The following is a 21891-nucleotide window of genomic DNA, read 5'->3' on the forward strand; positions in this document are numbered from 1 at the left end:
TGATAATCAGCTTTAACTACGGCACCTTTTGCTAAATGATAACTCAATCCAAAGAATAAATCTTCACGATCGTAAGCTTTATTAGCTGTATATTTGAAGCAACTTCGTGATGTGTATCGTAACTTTCGTAACGTACAAAAGGCACCAAAGCTTGCTCTTTTCCATGCAATAAATTGTATCCTGCTTCTACGTAATAACCTTGCATTTGCTTACCAAGATCTTTACCTGTTTTCTCGTTATATGCCTTTACATCATTTATAAAAGAGTGAATATACTGGCCTTTCAAACGTAAAGCATCAAATTTATAACGTAAATCAAGACCAATCATGCTTACACCAATACGAGTTGAATCTGCATAATTTTCTGCAAGATCATCATCCTTATCCAATCCGTTGAAAGCTGAAGATTGTGTTTTACCAAAGTATCCTGAAAGACCAATATTTAAACCTTTGATACCATAGTAATCTACTTTTGCCGACAGTGAAGGAGAAGTGAAAGTAGACTCAGCACCTTTTTGACGACCTTTACGTAAACCATCTTTTCCTCTTAATTTAGTTGATCCGTCGAAACCGTTAAAACCATTCATGATATACATTTGGTACTTTAATGGCGCATTAGCTAAACGACCATTAATACCAAAACCAATCTCTCTCCATGTGGTTGGTACAATATACTTATCAAGACTTGGACGCTCAACTCCATTATAAGTTGTTGGTTCGTGATATTCGTTAACAATACCCATTGGAATCAACATTAATCCGGCGCGTAAAGCTGTGTTTGGTCTCACATTGTAGTTCAGGAAAGCCTGCTCCACGTATACCTCTTTAACGTGCTCAAATTCAAGTTCGGTAACAAAAGACGTTTTGTCGTTAAATTGGTATCCAAAAAACATGACCATACGATGCACATCCATTTTTCCATTATAGCGAGTCTGTCCGCTCACTTGCTGATTGTAGTGAATCTCACCATAACCTCCAATACTTAATTTCTCATCCTTTACTCTCTCCAAAATTGTAGAGCCGATACTCTTGGGTTCCTGAACATCCTGTGCTTTAACAACAAAAGTTGCAGCAATCATTGTTATAAATAGTAGTCCTTTTTTCATCAGTTTAATTCAATTAGGTTTTTAGTTGTTCTGCTCGAAAAACAAGCATTATTTCGACTGCTAAAGTAGAGTAAGTCTAAATAAACTGAAATACCTATATGTTGGTATTTTTACACCTTGGAGTCTTTTATTACTAATAAGAAGCATATACTTATCCAAATATTTTAATACTTTTGGAGGAAAATAAGACCATTACATAGGCCAAATACAACAATAAAGAATAAGCAAGGAGAACCTACATCATGGAATATATAAAACAATTTTTTATCGATTTCATTCAAATCCTAAATGAAATGTCCCCCTATTTACTCTTAGGATTCTTCTTTGCAGGTCTTTTAAAAGTTGCCATACCACAAAAATTCATCGATAAATATATGGGCAAAAAAGATGGACGCTCTGTCTTAAACGCATCATTATTGGGAATTCCAATGCCCTTATGCTCTTGTGGTGTGATTCCCACCGGTATTTCATTCTATAAAAGCGGCGCAAGTAAAGGCTCGTCAGTTTCATTTTTAATTTCTACTCCACAAACCGGTGTCGATTCAATTCTGGTTACCTATTCATTACTGGGGCTACCATTTGCAATTATACGACCAGTTATTGCTTTAATTACAGGCTTCTTTGGAGGTTTGCTTGCCAATCGATTCGATACAGATGAAAAAACAATTACTGAACCAATAGAAAATTCTTGCTGCTCTACAGAAAAAGAATCGGATTGTGGCTGTGATGACAATTGTGCTACAGAAACAAAAGAAAAGAAGCCTGCTCTATACACCATGTTCAAATATGCCTTTGTCGATTTTCTACAGGATATTTCGAAATGGTTAGTTATAGGTTTACTTCTTGCAGCTCTTATTTCGGTAGCACTTCCCGATGATTTCTTTGCAAGCTATATAGGTAATGATTTGATTGGCATGCTGGTAATTTTAGTTGCATCAGTTCCTCTTTACATATGTGCAACTTCATCGGTACCTGTTGCAGCTGTACTTTTAATGAAAGGTGTTTCGCCAGGTGCAGCTTTAGTTTTCCTAATGGCCGGACCTGCAACTAATGCAGCAACCATAACTGTTTTAAACAAAGTACTGGGAAAGAAAACAATGTGGTCTTATCTAATTTCAATTATTTCGGGCGCTTTGCTTTTCGGATTATTAATTGATAATGTGTTCCCGAGAGAGTGGTTTGAAATGAGTACACTGCACAATCACATGCATGCCCATGAAGGCCATTGGATGCTGCCCCAATGGGTGCAATGGGGAAGCAGTATTTTATTAACATTACTGATCTTAAATGGTTACTTACAAAAATACCTTTCTGGTAAAAGAGAAGTTAACGCTTCCACTTCTGAAAGTATTATTGATGATAAATTGGTTCTTGTAAATGGAATGAGTTGTAATCATTGTAAAAATTCAGTTGAGAAACATATAGGAGCCTTATCAAATATCACGAAGGCAGAAGTTAATCTAGAACAGAAAAATCTGCATCTTCAAGGAAAATCTATCGACATAGAAATAATTAAAAAAGAGATCGAAAGTTTGGGATTTGAATTTGGTGGAGAAAAGGCAAATTAACCCAATTTGCTATCTCCAGATAGCAAAAACTCCTTTTGCAAAATTTATTTTAAGCTAAAAAATCCAATAATTGCAAAAATTCGTCTGCAGTACTAAACTTAATTGAGAAACACACATCTGATTCTCACTTGTTCTTCAACATCTTTGGCGTTTTATACCCATTTCTACTTTTTTTACTTCTTAATTTTGTAAGCGCATAACACTAAAGTAAATAATACACTGATAATCAATACCATTAACACTTTTTCAAACTTGGCGATTCATGTTCTACGCATACACACATCTTTATATTTAATTACTTGAAAACTTCAATTTTTTGATTACTTTTATGTGTTCTACAACATATTCATGCTGTAAGCTATCTTTATTGGTAAAACAATTTTATAACTAAGAGTAGAATTAGTTGATTAAAAACAAAGCTTTAATAAGCTTTTAAACAAAGACCAAAATGATCAAGAAGATTTCAAAAGTTCTCGTTGCAAATCGAGGAGAAATTGCTCTGCGTGTAATGCGCTCGTGCAGGGAATTGGGAATTCTTTCTGTTGCTGTTTATTCCGACGTAGATCGAACATCGATGCACGTACGTTATGCCGATCAAGCATTTCATATCGGACCAGCAGCCTCGGCAGAGAGTTATTTAAATATGGATAAAATTATAGAAGTTGCTAAGCGATCCAAAGCTGATGCAATTCATCCTGGTTATGGCTTCTTAAGTGAGAATGCTGAATTCTCTAAACGCTGTCACCAGGAAGGAATTATATTCATCGGCCCAACACCCGAAGTTATCTCTACAATGGGAGATAAAATAACCGCTCGACAAACAATGATAGCTGGTGGTGTACCAGTAGTCCCCGGAACCAAAGAAAACCTTGAGGATGAAACCACAATCCTTAAAGTGGTAAAAGAAGTCGGACTTCCGGTTATGATTAAAGCTTCGGCAGGCGGTGGTGGAAAAGGAATGAGAATGGTAGATAAAGAAAAAGATATTTTAAGCTCTCTTCGTGCTGCCAAATCAGAAGCTATGTCATCATTTGGTGACGATTCTGTTTATGTAGAAAAATACATCTCTTCACCTCATCATATCGAATTCCAAATTCTAGGTGACCAACACGGTAATGTTATTCATCTTTGCGAAAGAGAGTGTTCGGTACAACGTCGACATCAAAAAGTTGTTGAAGAAACACCTTCTCCTCTAATGACCCCCGAGCTTAGGGAGAAAATGGGACAATCTGCTGTAGAAGCTGCCAAAGCTGTAAATTATCACGGTGCAGGAACTATCGAATTCCTTGTTGACAACGATCACAACTACTATTTTCTGGAAATGAACACTCGCCTTCAGGTGGAGCATCCTATTACCGAAAGGGTAACGGGTTATGACCTAGTTAAAGCTCAAATTCAGATTGCAGAGGGGCAAGCCTTAGAAATTAAACAGGAGGATGTTTTCCAATTTGGACATGCTATTGAGTGCCGAATTTATGCCGAAGACACTGAAAATAACTTTATGCCTAGTCCGGGACTAATTACTCATATTACTGAACCCATGGGTTTAGGTGTAAGAACTGACGGTTATGTGTACGAAGGTTATGAGATTCCAATCCACTACGATCCTATGATCTCGAAGCTTATTGTATGGGCAAGAACCCGGTCTGAGGCAATTGAACGAATGCGTCGTGCCCTGTATGAGTATAAAATAACAGGTGTTAAAACTTCAATTCAGTTTCTGGAACGTATTATGGATTGTCCTGATTTTAGAAATGGCACCTATGATACTCATTTTATACAAGACAACGAGGAGTTTTTACTTGCTCCTGACGAGGCGAAAGAATCTTTTGAAGATTTAGCCATAGTTACTGCCTTTTTAGATTACCACCACAAACTCAAAAATGCCCAAGTTAACCCAAAATCTGCCGCACATAACAAGTGGAAAGAATTTGGTCGACGTAGAGGCATGTTTAGAGCAAGTGAAAATTAAAGGATAAACTAAAAAATTATAAAATGGCAATTGAAATAAAATTGGGCGACCGACTGGCAAAAGTTGAACTTCTTGCTGAAGATGGAACCCAGGTGAAAATAATGGTCGATAACAAAGAATATGATCTCGACATGCAGCAGGTTGAAAACGGAGTTTATTCTGTGATGTATAAAGGTCGTTCTTTTAATGTAGAGTTAATTGATACCGATTCTCCGAAAAAATACTCTGTCAACACATTTTATCATTCATACGATGCTGAAATAATTGATGCTGAGACTAAATATTTGCAAGCCCGAAAAGGTGGTGAAATGGATGATGAGCAGAGTACAATAAGTTCGCCAATGCCCGGCAAAGTTGTCAAAATACAGGTTGGCTTAGGCGAAGAAGTTAAAAAAGGAGATACCGTCATCATTATTTCAGCAATGAAAATGGAAAGTGAATATAAAGCAGGGAAAGATGGTACCATTTCTGAGATTTTTGTAAACGAAGAAGATACTGTTGATGGCAATCAACCATTAGTATTCATTGATGATTTAGACTAATACAATTTAAGCAAAACCCGTTTTCTAAAGTTTAGAGCATTTAGGATAACAAAAAAACAACGATTGAAATGTTGACACTTGAAGACAAAATAAAAAGATTTGAAGAGCTAAGTAAAAAAGCCGAATTGGGTGGTGGCGAAGAACGAATTGCAAAGCATCATGCCGGCGGTAAAAAAACAGCTCGCGAAAGAATTTTGGATCTGATGGACCCTGATACCTTTACCGAAATTGATAAGATGGTAACCCACCGTTCTACAGATTTTGGAATGGAAAAGAATAAAATTCTTGGCGATGGTGTCGTTTCAGGTTATGGCAAAATTGATGGTCGCTTGTGCTATGTATTTGCACAAGACTTCACCGTTTTTGGAGGCTCATTGAGTCGATCAAATGCCGACAAGATTGTGAAAGTTACCAAGCTTGCCATGAAAATGGGAGCACCTATTATAGGATTAAATGACTCAGGTGGAGCGCGTATTCAAGAAGGCGTACAATCACTGGCTGGTTATGCAGACATCTTCTACCAAAATGTTCGGGGTTCGGGTGTAATTCCTCAAATCTCAGCCATCATGGGCCCTTGTGCCGGTGGTGCAGTATACTCTCCTGCCCTTACCGATTTTATCATGATGGTGAAGGATACTTCTTATATGTTCGTAACAGGTCCCGATGTGATCAAAACGGTAACTCACGAAGAGGTGACTAAGGAAGAATTAGGGGGAGCGATTACTCACAACTCAAAATCAGGCGTTGCGCATCTTGTGGCTGACGACGATGAACAAGCTATGATGATGTTGCGTGAACTGATGACCTTCCTTCCATCAAACAATATGGAAGATCCACCGATAAAACCATGTACTGATAATATCCATCGTGAGGATGAAAAGTTACAAAACATAGTACCTGTCGATCCTAACAAACCTTATAATATCAAGGACATTATTGAAACCGTTGTTGATGATAAAAACTTCTTTGAATTAATGCCACTTTATGCACAAAACATCACGACAGGTTTTGCGCGATTGGGTGGACAACCAGTTGGTATTGTTGCCAATAACCCAGCTTTCTTAGCCGGAGTTTTAGATATCGATTCATCAACTAAAGCAGCTCGATTTGTTCGCTTCTGCGATGCTTTTAATATCCCTCTTGTTACTTTTGTAGATGTACCAGGTTTCTTACCAGGAACAGAACAGGAGTATGGTGGTATTATTAAGCATGGTGCAAAGCTTTTATATGCTTTTGCTGAAGCTACAGTGCCAAAAATCACATTAATTACTCGTAAAGCCTATGGTGGGGCATACGATGTGATGGCTTCGAAACATATTGGTGCTGATATTAACTACGCTTTCCCAACTGGTGAAATTGCTGTAATGGGTGCCGAAGGTGCTGTAAATATTGTAAGTAAGAACTTAAGCGATGAAGAGAGAGCTGCGGCTATTGAGGATTATCGTGACAAATTTGCAAATCCCTACAAGGCGGCTGAAATGGGTTATATCGATGAAGTGATTCAACCCAAGCAAAGTCGTTATAAATTGATTCAAGCATTGGAAATGTGTCGCAATAAGAGTGAACACAACCCACCCAAAAAACACGGAAATATTCCATTGTAAATCGGTTTCAGATTGATAAATATAGAAAGCACATCCCAAGTCGGTTGTGCTTTCTTTTTTTAATCACACCAATAGTAATACAGCGTAAATACTTACGTGGATCGAAATTTTAATCTCCTTCACTACCCTGTTATCACTAGTGCAAACCATTGAGATCTAAGATGAAAACATTTTCGATACCTAAAAACTAGCTGTACATAAATACTAAACAAAAAGCTAACATACTGATAACCTATTTTCTTAAATAATGACGTAAATTTAGTTGTATTAACTAGTAAACTTAAATTTATGAATCAGAAAAACGAAGAACTTAGAGATGTTTGCCACGAAGCATTGGTTTGCCTTAACAAACCAGGAAACTCAGCTTACGATGAAGTAAAAGCAAAACTAGAGTATGTTATCGCCAGTTATAATAACGACAAAAACCCTGTTGGATTATACGAAATTGGAAACATGGCTCTTACTGCCTTAGAAGAAATTAGCTCAGAAAAACCACGAAAAGTAAAAAAAGCACTTTTAAAAGACCTTAAAGAAAGCTTACTACAAGAAGTCTAAGCTTGATAATTTAAAAACAAAAAAAAGCGCCTGTTTTGAATAGAACAGGCGCTTTTGTATTTAAGTAAACGAACTAAAAACGATAACCAGCTTTCTGTATTTCTTTTAAATTCTGGATAGGATTATTTGGTTTTAGCTGCTTGGCTAAGAACTTGTAAATCTTCACTCGAATTTCCTTTGCCTTTTTCGTATCCATCCTATCAAAAGAATGCCCTCCGGGAACAGCTTGGTAAATTTCATACTCGAACTTCTTTCCATCTGCTTTAAGCGATTTAATTAAATGTTCTACCTCAAGAACATTCACATCATCATCTATAGTATTCGTATGAATTAATAAGGGTGTATTTTGAAATTTGTGCGTATTCCATGCTGGCGAGCGACGACGATATTCCGCAATATTATCATTCGCAGTTTTGCCAATATGATATTCTGCCGAATATAAATCGCGATACGATTGAGTCATATAGCCCATACGAGCGACAAGATCGCTAACTGGTACACCTGCAAATCCCACTTTATAATCTTTAGGATGGTTAAATAAATTGAAAAGAGTAATCATTCCTCCATGACTCCAACCCATGATTCCAACTCGATTTTCATCAACAAAATCGTAGTTTTCTATCATATAGTTTCGACTGGCATACACATCTTCATTCTCTAATCCACCATAATCAATTTTCTCATAGTGGCCTTTTCCGTAGCCTGTACTTCCACGATATTCAGCAGCAACTACAATGTATTCCTGAGCAATAAGCTCCCGAACAATATGGGTATAGTAGGTTGTAAAGTCGCCATGAACGCCCCCATGAGGCAAAACAATTAAAGGGTATTTTTTATCAGGATTAATATTTTTAGGAATAAATGTATAAGTCCAAAACTTAACAGGATTCCCAGCTCCTTTAGCCGTTGGGTTCTTTTCTTTCCATTTTGGTGGTCCATAAATATAAAGTTTGTCGACATGAGCAACATCGCCAACTCTTTCAAACCAAATCAAATCATCAACCATTTTTTGCAGTCGATCCACTCGATGGTCCAAATTCGTGTTATATTTCTTAAGTCCATCAAGCTCTTCTTTCACTAGGGTGCCAGATTGAGCAAATGTGAATCCTGAGATAAGTAAAAACAGACAAATAGAGATGCCTTTTTTGATTGAATTCATAATTGAGTTTTGGGTTAGTGAGTTATTGAATGGTCTAATTTATAAAATAGTAAGCAGATTATAAACTTAAGACAATTGTAATCATTTAAATAGGGTACAGAGTACCCTACTATTTGTAGTAATTTACGCTTGTCGCCACAAGGAAGTGCAGCGCACCAAAATATCATTTACCTTAAATTAGACCAATTCCAATCGATAAATTTTTGTGGTTTCATCGGTAATTTTAACGCGATCATCCATTCGATGACCAACAACCCAAATGATTTTGCTTCCAGAACACAGGAGCCATGTGTTTTCTTTTTCCTGAATTGAAAATTTCTGGTCGATGAAAAAATCAGATAGTTTCTTATTCCCTTTCATCCCAATTGGGCGAAAAGCATCACCTTCTTGCCATTTCCTCAACTTTAATGGAAATTTTAATTTATTGGCATCGAAACAGGCAATTTTTAAATCCCTAGGAAAACGAAAACTTGATGTTCTATCCTGAAAAGATAATTTCATGCTAAATGGTGAGTCCAATACAGAAACTTCTTCCGAAATTGAATATTCTTGCTTATCGTTTTCAGAAATCTCCGAAAGAATTAAAAATTCACGGTCTCGCAAAACCTGATGTGTAGACGAATAGAAAAGTTTACCTGAAATTCCCTTAATTGCATCAGCAATATTCTTCACATCTCGATGATGAAAACCAAAAGGAGATAGAATTTCAAATAAATGAGAAACCGGAGCCTTTAACTTCTCCAATTTCGCAATAGAGATCAGTAAGTCCTTGCCTTTGTTAAGAATCAATTCACCTCTATTCTTTTCGATAACCTCATTGTAGATTTGCTCTACTTCGCGAAAACGACGAACATTCTCAGTCATGGTATTTCGAATTGCCGGGTTAATCTCTTCCAAAACCGGCATGATTTGATGGCGAATTTTATTTCTTACAAAATCAGTTTCTGCATTGGTCGAATCTTCACGGAAATTAAGCGAATTATCTTCTGAATATTCAAACAACTGCTTTCTAGTAAAAGGTAATAAGGGACGAACAATATTCCCTAATTTTGGCTTTATTCCAGATAATCCATGAATTCCTGTGCCGCGAGCCAAATTAATTAAAACTGTTTCAGCTACATCATCTGCATGATGACCAACGGCAATGTATTTATATTGGAAATTATTCCGAATTTGTTCGAACCAATTGTAGCGTAAATCGCGTGCTGCCATTTCAATAGAAACCTTATTTTCGGCAGCATATTTTTTAGTATCAAAATCCTTAGAATAAAAAGCCAATCCACGTTGATCAGCCAAATTCTTTACGAAATCAAAATCTCCATTCGATTCCTCATCTCTTAAGTGAAAATTGCAATGAGCAACCCCACATTCCACCTCCATTTTGCATAGTAAATCGAGCAATACGACAGAATCTACTCCACCGCTTACTGCCACTAATATTTTTTCGTCGCGATAAAACAATTTTTCTTCCTCTACAAAACGAACTAGCTTACGAAGCATGAATTAGAAATTAAAGTAATCGATTAATAAGAATGATAAAGTTAAGAAATCCTTAGTCTTTTAACACTTTCATAATGGCTTTTGCTTTTAACATGCATTCTTCGTATTCCTTTTCAGGCTTGGACTGCATCGTGATTGCACCACCAACCATAAACGAAAGATAATCATCTTTAGCGTTATATTGTATGCTTCTAATCACAACATTAAAATCAAAATCGGCATCAGGAGTGATATAACCAACAGCCGCTGAAAACAAACCTCTCTTAGCCACCTCGTATTTCTCAATCAATTTCATGGCACGAACTTTAGGGGCTCCCGTCATCGATCCCATAGGAAAGCTATGCTTTATGCAATCGACAAAATGTTTATCTTTCCTCAAGTCTGAAACCACAGTAGATATCATTTGATGTACCTGAGGAAAGGTATATATACCACAAAGCTCCTCAACTTTCACTGTTCCTTTGGCTGCTGTTCTCGACAAATCGTTTCGAACCAGATCTACTATCATGATATTTTCAGCTCTTTCTTTAGGATCGGTAAACAAATGCTCTTTTATCTGTTGATCTTCCTCTTGTGTTTTACCTCTTTTTGCAGTGCCTTTAATTGGCTGTGATATAATTTTCTTACCTACCTTTTTAATGTACCTCTCAGGACTAGCGGATAACAGAAATTTATTGCCCATGCAGTACAGACAGGAATAAGGAGTTGGCGAAACCTGCATTAATTTACGATAGGTTTGTCGTGGTCGAATGTAAGCTTCTTCTACATAAAACTCCTGACAAAAATTTACTTCGTAAATATCACCCAAACGGATGTGGTCTTTCAATTGCTGAACAGCAGTTAAATATTCATCCCTGCTAATACGTGAATTAATTTCAGCTACGCTTACTTTCTTCTCTTCAGGAATATCAAAAGCTTGAAGATTCTTCATTAAATCATAAATTTCCTCTTCTGTAAATTCCTCATCGAAATAGCGAACTTGTAAAGTATCAACATCTAATATGAAAACCCAACGCGGACGAAAAAAATTCATACTTGGCATGTCCAGTCCATCTAAATTAGCCGAACTTAAATTCTCAATCTCGTTTTTAAGATCGTAACCCAAATAGCCAAACCACCAATCTTTTGCATGATCAAGCTCTTTTTTAAAGGTTTCAAAACAATCTTTCTCTGGTTCAATAAGCTGAAGAGAATCAATACCTGCAACTAGTTCGTATGAATTATATTCCTTTTTTGAATTTGCTTTTTTATTTACATCATGACTGTCAAGTACAGCAATTCGATCAAATTTCTTACTCCACAACAACAACTGCTGCTTAAACTCAACTGTATTTGAAATATGAAAACTTAGGATTTTACGCATGGCGCAAATTTAAGGAAAAGATGCTTAGAATATCATCTCTTCTGCAAAATAGAAGAAATTTTCAGCAGTGTCATGAACTAAAGATTAATCTATCGTTTCTTCCTTCACCATACTGAAAGAAAAACCTTTGTCATCCTCTCCCAACACATTAATATGAATTTCCTGTTCTGAGAATTTCTTGTATTGAATTTTTTGAGGAAAGTCGTGCTTCTTATTTTCAAAGGAGAAACAAGAATCTATTGATTCATTTAAGGTGAAACTGACAGTTGCTCCTTCATTTTGATTGGAAACAGTTGCGCGATAAACAATCGATCCATTCTCGAATACAATCTGAAGTGTTTCTGAAACCTTCTTTTCCTCATCAATCAATTTATAGGAATAACCTTTTAGTTCGCTCGTACTAACTCGTTCCCAAACTTCATAGCTCTCTTTATCTTCGACTTTCCAGGTTCCTTCGAAAAATTCAAGATTCGATAATGGATTTTGCTGGCAAGAAATAGCAAGTAGACTTAGTACTGTGATTATTAGTGATTTCATATTATATCTATTCTAGAGTATTATTGTCCTTATCTAAAGATTATTTCAATCTTAATACCCTACCAATATAGAAATCTTTTTATTCACTCATATCAAAAAAGGCAACCATATAGGCTGCCTTTACTATTCAAATAGAATTGAAATATCTATAATTTCACAATTACTCGACCTCGGCTTTTCTTTGTCAACATTAAATCGATATAGGTAGCTAACTCTTCTAAGGATGATTCTATTACCTGTTCTTTATTATTGTATACATTCCATTCTGAAGCTAATTTATCCCAAACTTTTTGACGTAGCTCCATCGGACAATTTTGAGAATCGATACCAATTAAACTGATTCCTCTAAGTATATACGGATAAACGGTACCATCCAAATCACCAGATCCGATATTACCACAACAAGTTACATTTCCCATTGGTTGACAAGCTTTGATAAGAGTAGAAAGCACATTTCCTCCAACCACATCAATTGCTCCCGCCCAAAGTGGCTTCAACAATGGTCTTCCTGATTGATCATCGGAAATTTCACGAGAAATTCTTGAAGCAGCTCCTAGTTCATGTAATTCCTTTTCGCCCCCATCATTTTCAGAGGTCGCAGCAATTACTTCAAAACCTAAGGATGATAGAATAGCAATTGCAATACTTCCTACTCCTCCTAAAGCACCTGTAACAACAACAGGTCCCATTTCGGGTGTTTGCCCGGCAGATAACAAACGTTCAACCGATAAACCAGCTGTAAAACCAGCCGTACCATAAATCATAGCCTGCTTCAGACTTAAATTCTGAGGCTTACGAACCACCCAATCTGCAGGAACACGAATGTATTCGCCAAATCCACCATCAGTGTTCATTCCTAAGTCGTAAGAGGTCACAATAACCTCATCACCAATCTTGAACTTTTCACTAGTTGAATGTTCTACAATTCCAGAAGCATCGATTCCTGGTGTATGTGGATACTTTCTCGTTACGCCTTTGTTTCCAGCAACTGAAAGTGCATCTTTAAAATTTAAAGAAGAGTACTTCACATTCACGATCACCTCACCTTCCGGAAGATCTTCAATTTTCCGCTTCTCAATTCGTCTAATGAATTTGCCTTCTTGTTCGTAAATTCGTAGTGCTTTAAATTCTCTTTTGCTATCCATTTCTTATCCTAATTAAATTCTTATCTTGCAACAAAGCTACAAGCATTTATATTATTAATCAAGAACTTACACTTTGTAAGCTTACTAACATTTTGTTCGGTTTTACTGATTATCAGCACATAAAAACTTTTGTAATTTGAAAAAAGGCAATTGTCCAATTGATACATTCATCAATTTCGTTAAAGGAAAGCGGAAAGCAACCATTATTTTGCACCTAATGCAAAGTACGAAGCGGTACAACGAATTGTTAAAGCTTCTGCCTGATATAAGCGACCGAATGCTAAGTAAAAACCTAAAAGAACTGGAAGAAGATGGGATCATCAGCCGAAAGGTTTATCCGGAAGTTCCACCTAAAGTAGAATACAGTCTTACCGATTTGGGAAAAGAAATTCATCCAATTTTAAAAGCCATGTTTTTAGGTGGTAGAAGGTTTGAAAAATTGATGGAATAAAAAAGGCAACCATATCGGCTGCCTTTCCTTATAATATATAGTAAAAACTTAACGCTTAGAAATCAAATCAACAACTTTTAAAATCACATCTACAGCTTTCTGCATAGAATCTACTGGTACATATTCAAATCGTCCATGAAAATTGTGTCCTCCTGCAAAAATATTTGGGCAAGGTAAACCCATATATGATAAGCGGCTACCATCAGTGCCGCCACGAATAGGCACAACCATAGGTGTAACGCCAACATCTTTCATCGCTTGTTCTGCGATATCAACAATATACTTTACAGGTTCAACCTTTTCGCGCATATTAAAGTATTGATCTTTCATCTGAATTGAAACACTGTCTTCGCCATATTTAGCACAAAGATCAGAACAAATAGCTTCAAATTTATTTTTACGACCATTGTAAGCTTCCATATCAAAATCACGAATGATATATTGAAGTTTAGAATTTTCAACAGATCCTTCCATACCCAGAAGATGATAGAAGCCTTCGTAATTTTCTGTTTTCTCAGGTACTTCATCTTTTGGCAATTGCCCTGCAAACTCTTGCATAATATGCATCGAATTTATCAGTTTATCTTTCGCCATTCCCGGATGCACATTACGTCCTTTAAAAGAAACCTCCGCATAAGCTGCATTAAAGTTCTCAAATTGCAATTCTCCAATTTCACCTCCATCCAAAGTGTACGCGAAATCAGCTCCAAATTTTTTAACATTAAAATAATCTGCTCCTTGACCTATTTCCTCATCAGGAGTGAAACCGATATGAACAGGGCCATGCTTAATTTCAGGATGATGAATTAAATACTCAACAGCGGTCATAATTTCAGCAACCCCAGCCTTATCATCTGCACCAAGTAAAGTGGTTCCGTCAGTTGTAATCAGCGTTTGCCCTTTATACATTTTCAAATCAGGAAAATCACTAACTTTCATTACGATATTTTCTTCCTGATTAAGTATAATATCATTTCCGTCGTAATTTTCAACGAATTGAGGTTTTACATTTTTCCCCGTAAAATCGGGACTTGTATCCATATGAGCTACAAAACCCACAGTTGGCACTTCTTTTTCGATATTCGATGGCAACACTGCCATCACATAGCCATTCTCGTCTAAAGAAACCTGGCTCATTCCCATCTCCTCAAGTTCTTTAACTAATTCTTTAGCAAGAACCATTTGTCCAGGTGTACTTGGAGTCAATCCTGTTTGTGTATCAGATTCAGTATCAAACTGAACGTATTTTATAAATTTATCTACTACAGCAGTCATTGGTGTGTTTTAATCTATTAAATTTTAGAAATGCAAGGCAAATCAATATCTAAATAAAAACGCTCCAAAATTTGAAGCGTTTACAATATTACGAAATTGATCGATTAATCAGAATAGATTCGATTACGAATAACATTCTAAATTAGACTCAGCTCAGCTAAACATCGTCAGACTTAAACTGGAAGCCCAAACGTTTACCTGTTTTAATTTTTGAATTCTGAATTTTTTCGAACATTTGCGCTACCGACATAATTTTCACATTATCATATGGTGGAACCAATAAATCAAAATTTAAAGAGTAATTAATAGCTGTCTCAACTATGTTTCGAAGATTATCAGAATCTGCTTTTGTTACTGACAAATCTGCTTGAAGCAGTCCTAATTGTCTTTTTCCTTCGACGATATAATGGTTTTCCTGATTGATGAAAATACGTGCCACCAAATATCCCAAATCCTCTGAACGTTTAAACTTAAATGAATCGGATAGAAAATTATAGATATTAATAATACCTGAATAAGCATTATTAGGATTGTGTTTCACATAGTCTTTTTGCCAAACAGCATGGTCGCGATCGAACTGAAAAACGTTAGAGTACATACTAAATACTAATATATCCGAAGCAATTTTGATCTGGTATTCAAATTCGCCTTTGTCTTCAAAATCCAAAAGAATATTTTCATCAACCTCACCTAATTCTGAATTGTATTCTTCAATTAGGTTCTTAACTACAATTCGTAATTCTTCAAATACCACTTGCGTATTTTTATAAACAACTTGCTTTAAGGATGCTTTATCCATAATGGTTGAGAGAATTGCCGCTTTGGTGTTTAGTATGTTCATTGTACGTATGTTTAAATATGAATAGTAAATATACAAAAAAACAGCCATCAGAAAACTGATGGCTGTTTGATATTATATCTATTTTTCCATCGTTATTAATATGATTTTGCAAATACAACACGTTGTTTCGATGGCTTACCTGTAACCATACAAACGCCTTCTTCCTCTTCATTATCAAAAGGAATACAACGAATTGTTGCTTTTGTTTCACTCTGAATTTTTTCTTCTGTTTCAGTTGTACCATCCCAGTGTGCCAAGAAAAACCCTGTCTTCGTTTCCAACAATTCTTTGAATTCTTCGTACGAATCAACCTTTGTTGTTTTCTCTGCTCTGAAATCAAGTGCTTTTTGGAAAATAGTATTCTGAATTTCTTCAAGAAGGTTCTCAATCATATCTTCAACACCATCAACAGCAACCGTCTCCTTGGTCAAAGTATCACGACGTGCTAATTCAACTGTACCATTCTCTAAGTCACGTGCGCCCATAGCTAAACGCAATGGTACACCTTTCAATTCATACTCAGCAAATTTCCAACCTGGCTTACGGTTATCACTATCATCAAACTTAACAGAAATACCTTTAGCTTTAAGTTTTGCAACTAGAGGATCAATCACCTCTGCTAGTTTAGCTAATTCAGGTTCCTTACGATATATAGGTACAATTACAACTTGAATTGGAGCCAATTTTGGGGGCAAAACTAAACCATGATCATCTGAATGGGCCATAACTAATGCTCCCATCAAACGAGTTGATACACCCCAAGATGTTGCCCAAACGAAATCTTCTTTACCTTCTTTATTAGCAAACTTCACATCAAATGCCTTAGCAAAATTCTGACCTAAAAAGTGAGAGGTTCCAGCCTGAAGTGCTTTCCCATCCTGCATTAAAGCTTCAATACAATAGGTATCTAATGCTCCTGCAAAACGCTCAGATTCTGTCTTTCTACCTTTCAATACAGGTACAGCCATCCAATCCTCAGCAAAATCACCATATACATTAATCATTTGCTCTGTTTCATCCAGTGCTTCTTTCTCTGTTGCATGAGCAGTATGACCTTCTTGCCAAAGGAACTCTGCAGTACGTAGGAATAAACGTGTACGCATCTCCCAACGCACGACATTCGCCCACTGATTAACTAAAATTGGCAAATCGCGATACGATTGAATCCAGTTCTTGTAAGTATTCCAAATAATTGTTTCAGAAGTTGGTCGAATGATTAATTCTTCTTCCAAACGTGCCTCAGGATCTACAACCACACCTTTACCATCGGGATCATTTTTCAAACGATAATGGGTTACAACTGCACATTCTTTTGCAAAACCATCAACATGATCAGCTTCCTTACTTAGAAAAGACTTAGGAATTAAAAGAGGAAAATAAGCATTTTGATGTCCGGTTTCTTTAAACTTTCCATCAAGTACTGCTTGCATTTTTTCCCAGATAGCATAGCCATATGGTTTAATTACCATACAACCTCTAACTGCAGAATTCTCTGCCAGATCAGCTTTAATTACTAGGTCGTTATACCATTGCGAATAATTTTCGCTTCTACTGGTTAAAACTTTTGCCATTTTATATTGTTTTGGTATAGTATTTGCTATTTTTAGGGTGAATTAAATTCTTTACAAAAGTAAAAAATAATCTTAGATAATTCATTATTGGAGGACATGCGATGAAAACCTATTTCAAAATTCTATTAATTACAGCTCTCTTTGCAACTAGTTGCTCCCCTTCTTACATGGGATCAGCAGTTTATGAAGATGACATTTATTACAACCCTAACCAAGCTCCCTTAATTGTTCAAAAGGTAGAAGCTAAAAGCCCTGCAGTTAAAAAAGCCAATACCTTGGCTCCTGCTACAGCAAACCAATCGACAACAAAAATCGAACCAACATCGGTTTCTGATAATGTAGATGATCGGAATTTTGCTGAACTACAAAAAAAATACACCGAAATATTAAATGATGATTCAATTGAAAATATTGACACATTAATTTATGAAGGTGATTCTGGTTACTATCTTGGTGGATTTGACGGATCGGATAGAGATCGAGAAGAAGCAGAACGCTTACGTCAAATGTATCCTCAAGGATTTGGTTATAACAACAGCGGTTACAATACTGCAATGTGGTTAGCTGGAGACCCTGACTGGAATGTTTATGTAGATGGATATAATGTTTGGTGGACACCAACTTGGTTCAATCGTAACTACAATAGCTATAACTATTCCACCATACGATATGGAAACTCATTTGCCTATAATTATGGTTGGGGAGCTGGAGACAGTTGGTATTGGGATCTATCTTTCGGATGGGGGTATCCTCATTATTCATACGGACACTATGGTCATTATGGTCATGGATATTACGGACACCATGGCTACTATGGTAGTTACTATGGACACTACAATAATCACTATGGACATAGCAACTATTATCGAAATAGAAACTATACCAGAACAACTGACCGTTATGGTAACCGTCGAGCGTCTACGTATAAGCCAACTGGAACAAGTGCTTCAGGAAGTAGTCGTGTAGCAACATCGAACAGAAGAACCTCAATAGCTAACAGTACCAAAGCTGGTGTTTCTACTTCAACTCGCAGATCAAGCGCTTCAATTAGCGACGATGCTAGAAGAAGTAAAGCTGCAGCTCGATACAGTACTAGAAGTTCTTATGGAAGTACTAAAGCAAGCCAAAGCAATAGTGCAACAAGAAGATCGAATTTTGGCATATCAACCAGAACAAATGGATCTAGTTACAGAAATGGAACACAAAGTTCGACAAGATCTAATTATAACAATGGGAATCAACGAAGAAACTCCTATTCAACTGGGAATAGAACAAACTCTCAAACAAATAGAAATTCTTATTCAAATACAAGAAGAAGTACTTCGCCAAGCTATAATAAGCCAAAAACGAACTCAAGACCTTCTTATAACAAATCGTCAAACACAAGAAGTTCTACTTATTCAAAATCAGGCACAAGGTCTAATTACTCTAAAGTAAAGAGTAGTTCAACCAGAACGAAACCTACATACAAATCAGGTTCGTCGAGATCAAATAAATCTTACAATAGCGGAAGTTCTAATAGATCATCTGGCTCTTCTTATCGATCATCTGGTAGCTCAAGTAGATCTTCAGGTTCATCGTACCGTTCTTCGGGAAGCTCTAGATCAACTAAGAGTAGCTCATCTAGTTCTTCCAATAACTCAAGTAGAAGATCTACAGGTAGAAGGTAATTTACTTACAAAAATGGAAAATGTCCTCCATAAGTAATAAATAGAACGCTAATAATTCTGTAAAACAGTCACAATAAGGATTACAGATTTAAATCTAAATTTAACGAAAATGAAACGATTATATATATTCCTAGGACTACTTCTAATGTCTGGATTTACCTTTGCCCAAACGGTAGATGATGCACTAAAATTTTCACAGCAAAATTATAGTGGGACTGCGCGTTCCACCGCTATGGGTGGAGCTTTTGGTGCTCTTGGTGGAGATTTTTCAAGTTTGAGTATCAACCCAGCAGGTATTGCGATTTATCGTAGTTCCGAGTTTACCATTACTCCTTCTTTTCAGATGAACAAGTCAGAAAATGGATCTTTTTCCGAAGACAAAAATAAATTCAGAATAGGTAATATTGGCTATATTTCAAGCTATGTTCCTAGAGTTGATTCAGGAAAAGGTTGGCAAAATTTCAATTTTGGTATTGGCTACAATCAAGTTGCAAACTTTGATAGTAAATCCTTTATTTTGAATGCAGCATCCGCTAGTTCAAGATTGGACTTTTGGACAGACATGGCAAATGGAGCAGCAGACAATGGAGATCCATTGTATCTATTTGAAGAAGAATTAGCTTATCAGAATTTCATGATTAACCAAGATGAAGAAGGGAATTACTTTTCTGTATTAGATGGTAATGATATCATGGATCAGGAAAAATATACGGTTGAAAAGGGATACATAAGTGAGTTTGTATTGTCTTTTGGAGGAAATTACTCGCATAAATTATATTTGGGAGCGACAATCGGAATTCAAGATTTGTATTATAAAACATCTACCATTTATTCAGAATATGCCTACAATGACAACCTAAGTTCATTAAACGAATTTACATTTGGTGAAGACAGAGTTGTGGATGGTGTTGGCGCCAACATAAAATTAGGAGCCATCTACAAGGCAACTCAAAATCTACGTTTAGGTCTTGCAGTGCACACTCCTACATGGTACAATTTAGATACTGAAATGGAAACTTTTATGAATTCAGACTTCGATCCAAGCATAAGCAATGGCTTCCCTGAAGATGGAATTGCGAGCCATTCTTTCCTATCTGAGGTGATTGAATATACCAACACAGACTTTAAAACACCATGGAGAACCATATTGAGTGGAGCTTACACATTTGGTAAGCGAGCTGTAATAAGCGTTGACTATGAAATGCTAAATTATGGCAAAGCAAAATATAGTGATGGTGAAACTGAATGGGATGATGGAGAATATATCGAAGGATTTAAGACTGATTTAAAAGGTGTAAACAAAGCAGTTTCAGCAATACATGAGTCTACTGCCAATATTAGAATTGGTGCTGAGTTTCGTGCAACACCAAACATTAGTCTTCGAGGTGGTTTTGCTCATATAGGAGATCCTTACAAAGGAGATTACGATGAAGGTTACAACACATACTCGGGAGGACTTGGATTTAAATTCAACAACTTCTTCCTTGATACTGCTGCAGAATACAAAAATTACAATCAAGATTTTGTGTTCTATGATGGTAGTGATGTTGTTCGTTTAGAGAAAACTAATCTTAATTTAAAAATGACTCTTGGATTAAGATTCTAAGTCATTTCAGAAAAATAATAATAATACAAGAGACTGCAATCACAGTCTCTTTTTTTATACAAAAAAAAGGCTGAAACAGATGTTTCAGCCTTTTTTGAAATTCAGCAATTAGCGAATTTTATAAGATCATACCTGCAGCAACAGTTTCGTTAGTTGCTTCGTCAATTAAAATAAAACTTCCTGTATTACGATTTTTCTTGTATGAGTCAAAGAATAAAGGTTTTGCTGTTTTTAACTTCAAGCATGCAATATCATTTAAACCGATGGTTTTATCATCTTCCATCTCTTCTAAAGTATTAACATCAACTTTGAAGTTTACGTTACGAACCATACAGCGTGTTTCGTTTGAAGTATGCTTAATGGTATACTTACCTCCAGGTATCATAGCGCGTTCGTTCATCCAACAAACCATAGCGTCAAACTCTTGCTCCATAGCAGGAACATTATCTGCTGCTACAATCATATCTCCTCTTGACGTATCAATTTCGTCACTTAACCTTACGGTTACCGATTGTGGTGTGAATGCAACCTCTTGTTCTCCAGTAAAAGAATCTATAGCCTCAATAGTGGTATCAATTCCGCAAGGTAGTACACGAACCTTATCGCCTGGCTTGAATACGCCACTAGCTACACGACCAGCAAATCCACGGTAATCGTGATACTCATCGCTTTGAGGACGGATAACATACTGAACAGGAAAACGAGCATCTTCATGATTTCTATCATCAAGAATTTCAATAGTCTCCAATAGGTTCAATAAAGTTTCACCTTTATACCAATCCATATTTTGAGAAGCATCAACAACATTGTCACCAAATTTGGCTGAAATAGGAATAAATCGAACATCTTTAATATTCAATTTATCAGCGACTTTCTGATATTCCTTCTTGATATTCTCATAAGTCTCTTCAGAATAATTCATCAAGTCCATCTTATTGATACAAACAATAAGGTGAGGAATCTGAAGTAAGTTAGCAATATATGAATGGCGCAAAGTTTGTTCAATTACACCGTTACGTGCATCAACTAAAATAAGAGCACAGTTAGCTGTAGAAGCTCCTGTAACCATATTTCTTGTATACTGAATGTGACCTGGTGTATCAGCAATAATAAACTTACGTTTTGGAGTTGCAAAATAACGGTAAGCTACGTCAATAGTAATACCTTGCTCACGTTCGGCTCTTAAACCATCTGTTAGCAATGCTAAATCCACTTCTGTATCACCACGTTTCTGACTCGAAATCTCAATAGCTTCCATTTGATCTTCGAAAATGGCTTTACTATCGTATAACAAACGTCCAATTAGGGTACTTTTTCCGTCATCCACACTACCAGCTGTAGTGAAACGTAAAAGCTCCATATCTAAATATCCTGATGTTTTATCTGACATATCTTTTTTTAGCTTTTTGCTATTAGCGGTTAGCCAT

The 21891-nt window shown here is 36.3% G+C and carries 18 protein-coding genes; 8 read left to right on the top strand and 10 right to left on the bottom strand.

The genetic code is table 11. From position 1 onward, the window contains the following. Nucleotides 1-43: 43 nt before the first annotated feature. Nucleotides 44-1105, bottom strand: a complete 1062-nt coding sequence (locus L3049_RS06715) for a hypothetical protein (RefSeq protein ID WP_275109033.1) — start codon at nucleotides 1103-1105, stop codon at nucleotides 44-46. A 242-nt stretch (nucleotides 1106-1347) separates the two neighbouring features. On the opposite strand from L3049_RS06715, the gene L3049_RS06720 reads away from it, so the two are divergent. The 5 genes from L3049_RS06720 (at nucleotide 1348) to L3049_RS06740 (ending at nucleotide 7346) form a co-directional block, all read left to right on the top strand. After that, nucleotides 1348-2673: an SO_0444 family Cu/Zn efflux transporter gene (locus L3049_RS06720; protein ID WP_275109034.1), complete on the top strand. Its 1326-nt coding sequence runs from the start codon at nucleotides 1348-1350 to the stop codon at nucleotides 2671-2673. A 448-nt stretch (nucleotides 2674-3121) separates the two neighbouring features. Further along, nucleotides 3122-4645, top strand: a complete 1524-nt coding sequence (gene accC, locus L3049_RS06725; protein ID WP_275109035.1) for an acetyl-CoA carboxylase biotin carboxylase subunit — start codon at nucleotides 3122-3124, stop codon at nucleotides 4643-4645. Between the two features lie 23 nt (nucleotides 4646-4668). Then, nucleotides 4669-5187, top strand: coding sequence for a biotin/lipoyl-containing protein (locus L3049_RS06730; protein WP_275109036.1), 519 nt, complete (start codon nucleotides 4669-4671; stop codon nucleotides 5185-5187). 68 nt (nucleotides 5188-5255) lie between these two features. Continuing rightward, entirely contained in the window at nucleotides 5256-6791 is a 1536-nt protein-coding gene (locus L3049_RS06735; protein WP_275109037.1) for an acyl-CoA carboxylase subunit beta, read from the top strand. A 288-nt stretch (nucleotides 6792-7079) separates the two neighbouring features. Continuing rightward, nucleotides 7080-7346 carry a hypothetical protein gene (locus L3049_RS06740; protein WP_275109038.1) on the top strand — a complete coding sequence of 89 codons (267 nt, stop codon included), beginning with the start codon at nucleotides 7080-7082 and terminating at the stop codon, nucleotides 7344-7346. A 73-nt stretch (nucleotides 7347-7419) separates the two neighbouring features. On the opposite strand, the gene L3049_RS06745 is transcribed toward L3049_RS06740, so the two are convergent. The 5 genes from L3049_RS06745 to L3049_RS06765 all read right to left on the bottom strand — a co-directional run bounded on the left by L3049_RS06745 (nucleotide 7420) and on the right by L3049_RS06765 (nucleotide 13050). Continuing rightward, entirely contained in the window at nucleotides 7420-8505 is a 1086-nt protein-coding gene (locus L3049_RS06745; protein WP_275109039.1) for an alpha/beta hydrolase family protein, read from the bottom strand. A 177-nt stretch (nucleotides 8506-8682) separates the two neighbouring features. Further along, nucleotides 8683-10005, bottom strand: a complete 1323-nt coding sequence (gene tilS / locus L3049_RS06750) for a tRNA lysidine(34) synthetase TilS (protein ID WP_275109040.1) — start codon at nucleotides 10003-10005, stop codon at nucleotides 8683-8685. 52 nt (nucleotides 10006-10057) lie between these two features. Then, complete coding sequence (locus L3049_RS06755; RefSeq protein ID WP_275109041.1) at nucleotides 10058-11368, bottom strand: anthranilate synthase component I family protein; 1311 nt, start codon at nucleotides 11366-11368, stop codon at nucleotides 10058-10060. An 84-nt stretch (nucleotides 11369-11452) separates the two neighbouring features. Then, entirely contained in the window at nucleotides 11453-11905 is a 453-nt protein-coding gene (locus L3049_RS06760) for a DUF6265 family protein (RefSeq protein ID WP_275109042.1), read from the bottom strand. Nucleotides 11906-12051: 146 nt separating this feature from the next. Further along, nucleotides 12052-13050: a YhdH/YhfP family quinone oxidoreductase gene (locus L3049_RS06765; protein ID WP_275109043.1), complete on the bottom strand. Its 999-nt coding sequence runs from the start codon at nucleotides 13048-13050 to the stop codon at nucleotides 12052-12054. Between the two features lie 136 nt (nucleotides 13051-13186). On the opposite strand from L3049_RS06765, the gene L3049_RS06770 reads away from it, so the two are divergent. Beyond that, the gene (locus L3049_RS06770) at nucleotides 13187-13501 is read left to right on the top strand and encodes a winged helix-turn-helix transcriptional regulator (RefSeq protein WP_275109044.1); all 315 of its coding nucleotides are present in this window, start codon (nucleotides 13187-13189) and stop codon (nucleotides 13499-13501) included. Nucleotides 13502-13549: 48 nt separating this feature from the next. Here the strand turns inward: L3049_RS06770 and pepT are convergent, their stop codons facing one another. The 3 genes from pepT to proS form a co-directional block, all read right to left on the bottom strand. After that, nucleotides 13550-14776, bottom strand: a complete 1227-nt coding sequence (gene pepT / locus L3049_RS06775; protein WP_275109045.1) for a peptidase T — start codon at nucleotides 14774-14776, stop codon at nucleotides 13550-13552. A 157-nt stretch (nucleotides 14777-14933) separates the two neighbouring features. Further along, a complete protein-coding gene (locus L3049_RS06780; RefSeq protein ID WP_275109046.1) occupies nucleotides 14934-15617 on the bottom strand; it encodes a hypothetical protein in 684 nt (227 codons plus the stop codon). Between the two features lie 95 nt (nucleotides 15618-15712). Beyond that, nucleotides 15713-17188, bottom strand: a complete 1476-nt coding sequence (gene proS / locus L3049_RS06785) for a proline--tRNA ligase (protein WP_275109047.1) — start codon at nucleotides 17186-17188, stop codon at nucleotides 15713-15715. A gap of 101 nt (nucleotides 17189-17289) precedes the next feature. Here proS and L3049_RS06790 point away from each other — a divergent pair, with 101 nt between their 5' ends. After that, entirely contained in the window at nucleotides 17290-18858 is a 1569-nt protein-coding gene (locus tag L3049_RS06790) for a hypothetical protein (protein WP_275109048.1), read from the top strand. 109 nt (nucleotides 18859-18967) lie between these two features. Beyond that, nucleotides 18968-20464 (top strand): OmpP1/FadL family transporter, encoded by a 1497-nt coding sequence (locus L3049_RS06795; RefSeq protein ID WP_275109049.1) that lies wholly within the window; start codon nucleotides 18968-18970, stop codon nucleotides 20462-20464. Between the two features lie 118 nt (nucleotides 20465-20582). Here the strand turns inward: L3049_RS06795 and cysN are convergent, their stop codons facing one another. Further along, nucleotides 20583-21854 (bottom strand): sulfate adenylyltransferase subunit CysN, encoded by a 1272-nt coding sequence (cysN, locus tag L3049_RS06800; protein ID WP_275109050.1) that lies wholly within the window; start codon nucleotides 21852-21854, stop codon nucleotides 20583-20585. Between the last annotated feature and the right edge of the window lie 37 nt (nucleotides 21855-21891).

Origin of the sequence: Labilibaculum sp. DW002 (assembly GCF_029029525.1) — a bacterium.
GTDB lineage: Bacteria > Bacteroidota > Bacteroidia > Bacteroidales > Marinifilaceae > Paralabilibaculum > Paralabilibaculum antarcticum.

Coding starts and splice junctions, on each gene's coding strand:
- L3049_RS06720 (WP_275109034.1), top strand. CDS start 1,348: ATGGAATATATAAAACAATTTTTTATCGATTTCATTCAAATCCTAAAT.
- L3049_RS06715 (WP_275109033.1), bottom strand. CDS start 1,105: ATGAAAAAAGGACTACTATTTATAACAATGATTGCTGCAACTTTTGTT.
- L3049_RS06745 (WP_275109039.1), bottom strand. CDS start 8,505: ATGAATTCAATCAAAAAAGGCATCTCTATTTGTCTGTTTTTACTTATC.
- L3049_RS06790 (WP_275109048.1), top strand. CDS start 17,290: ATGAAAACCTATTTCAAAATTCTATTAATTACAGCTCTCTTTGCAACT.
- pepT (WP_275109045.1), bottom strand. CDS start 14,776: ATGACTGCTGTAGTAGATAAATTTATAAAATACGTTCAGTTTGATACT.
- L3049_RS06765 (WP_275109043.1), bottom strand. CDS start 13,050: ATGGATAGCAAAAGAGAATTTAAAGCACTACGAATTTACGAACAAGAA.
- L3049_RS06730 (WP_275109036.1), top strand. CDS start 4,669: ATGGCAATTGAAATAAAATTGGGCGACCGACTGGCAAAAGTTGAACTT.
- L3049_RS06795 (WP_275109049.1), top strand. CDS start 18,968: ATGAAACGATTATATATATTCCTAGGACTACTTCTAATGTCTGGATTT.
- L3049_RS06760 (WP_275109042.1), bottom strand. CDS start 11,905: ATGAAATCACTAATAATCACAGTACTAAGTCTACTTGCTATTTCTTGC.
- accC (WP_275109035.1), top strand. CDS start 3,122: ATGATCAAGAAGATTTCAAAAGTTCTCGTTGCAAATCGAGGAGAAATT.
- L3049_RS06740 (WP_275109038.1), top strand. CDS start 7,080: ATGAATCAGAAAAACGAAGAACTTAGAGATGTTTGCCACGAAGCATTG.
- L3049_RS06755 (WP_275109041.1), bottom strand. CDS start 11,368: ATGCGTAAAATCCTAAGTTTTCATATTTCAAATACAGTTGAGTTTAAG.
- tilS (WP_275109040.1), bottom strand. CDS start 10,005: ATGCTTCGTAAGCTAGTTCGTTTTGTAGAGGAAGAAAAATTGTTTTAT.
- L3049_RS06780 (WP_275109046.1), bottom strand. CDS start 15,617: ATGAACATACTAAACACCAAAGCGGCAATTCTCTCAACCATTATGGAT.
- cysN (WP_275109050.1), bottom strand. CDS start 21,854: ATGTCAGATAAAACATCAGGATATTTAGATATGGAGCTTTTACGTTTC.
- L3049_RS06735 (WP_275109037.1), top strand. CDS start 5,256: ATGTTGACACTTGAAGACAAAATAAAAAGATTTGAAGAGCTAAGTAAA.
- proS (WP_275109047.1), bottom strand. CDS start 17,188: ATGGCAAAAGTTTTAACCAGTAGAAGCGAAAATTATTCGCAATGGTAT.